Here is a 1,348-nt window from a genome sequence, read left to right on the forward strand (position 1 = left end):
CCGCGCGCCTACTTCGAGAAAGACAACGACGCCCGCAGCGGCAGCAAGGGCGACTACATCTTCCGCGACAAGGACGAGGCCGACACCGAAATCGTCTCCATCATGTTCGAGATGAAGAACGAGAGCGACACCACCGCCACGAAACAGCGCAACGAAGACTTCCTCAAGGAACTCGACAAAGACCGCAACGAGAAGGGCTGCGAATACGCCGTGCTCGTCTCATTGCTCGAACCCGACAGCGAGCTCTACAACACCGGCATCGTCGACGTCTTCCACCGCTACCCCAAGATGTACGTGATCCGCCCGCAGTTCTTCATCCCCATCATCACCCTGCTGCGCAACGCGGCGATGAACGCGCTCAAGTACAAATCCGAACTCGCCCTGGTGCGTGCGCAAAACATCGACATCACCAACTTCGAAAACGAGCTGGAGAGCTTCAAGTCCGCCTTCGCCAAAAACTACGACCTCGCCTCCCGCCGCTTCCAGACCGCCATCGACGAAATCGACAAATCCATCGACCACCTGCAGAAAACCAAGGAAGCGCTGTTAGGGACGGATCGCAATCTGCGCTTGGCGAACGACAAGGCGCAGGATGTGACGATCAAACGGCTGACGCGCGGGAATCCGACGATGGCGGGGAAGTTTGCGGAGGTGAAGAGGGGAGGGTAACGCAAATATTGCATCGAAATATTATTTGCATTTGTAGCTTATCAGACGTGATGCCAACTCAGGTGGGATCAGAATGCAACCACCGAACAAGCTGTTGCGCTTTGCGTGCTGACTCCCCCTCAAACACTGGTTCATTCAATCCGAGCTCTTTGATTCTCTCCGCAATTCTATTTTTTCTTTGATTTATTATGCTTTTGACCCGATCTTGTTGCTCCTTAGAGAGAATGGATCCGCCTGACAAACGCGCCGCATTTGCCACCACAAGATCAAAGGCATCATTTTTTCCTATTGCATAGGGCTCGTATTCGATATCCACTTTCGGTTTAAGAAAGTATTTTGGACGAACCTCTTCCAATACCTTCAAGATGGCTTCTGACTTCACGTCATTTTCAATTTCTCGCCCGCAGGAAGTAAGGACGAGGGCGTGCTGAGGTACAGCTTCTGCTGCCGCAGTAAGTCGTATTATCAGGGAACGATCATCCTCGCCTTCGTTCCGGTCTCTATCGCATATAACAACTGCGCGATGAGCAACCCTCAGGACCTGAACCAATCTTTCTTCACAATCCACCTCGTCGTCACCAAAATCCAAGTGAGACGAAGAGCTTGGTCTCAAGAATCAAGTGCAACAGGGTTATAAAAGCTCTGCATTTCGGTGGCGAGAGCTTCTTCGGGCGTTCGC

General features: G+C 52.4%; 2 protein-coding genes. One reads left to right on the forward strand and one right to left on the reverse strand.

The annotated features are described in order from the left end of the window. The coding region (locus ABDB84_RS19980; protein ID WP_345921544.1) for a DUF2130 domain-containing protein at positions 1 to 669 on the forward strand (669 nt) is incomplete at its 5' end. 58 nt (positions 670 to 727) lie between these two features. Here the strand turns inward: ABDB84_RS19980 and ABDB84_RS19985 are convergent. Then, entirely contained in the window at positions 728 to 1,258 is a 531-nt protein-coding gene (locus ABDB84_RS19985) for a hypothetical protein (protein WP_345921545.1), read from the reverse strand. Between the last annotated feature and the right edge of the window lie 90 nt (positions 1,259 to 1,348).

This window comes from Uliginosibacterium sediminicola, from assembly GCF_039631295.1.
GTDB lineage: Bacteria > Pseudomonadota > Gammaproteobacteria > Burkholderiales > Rhodocyclaceae > Viridibacterium > Viridibacterium sediminicola.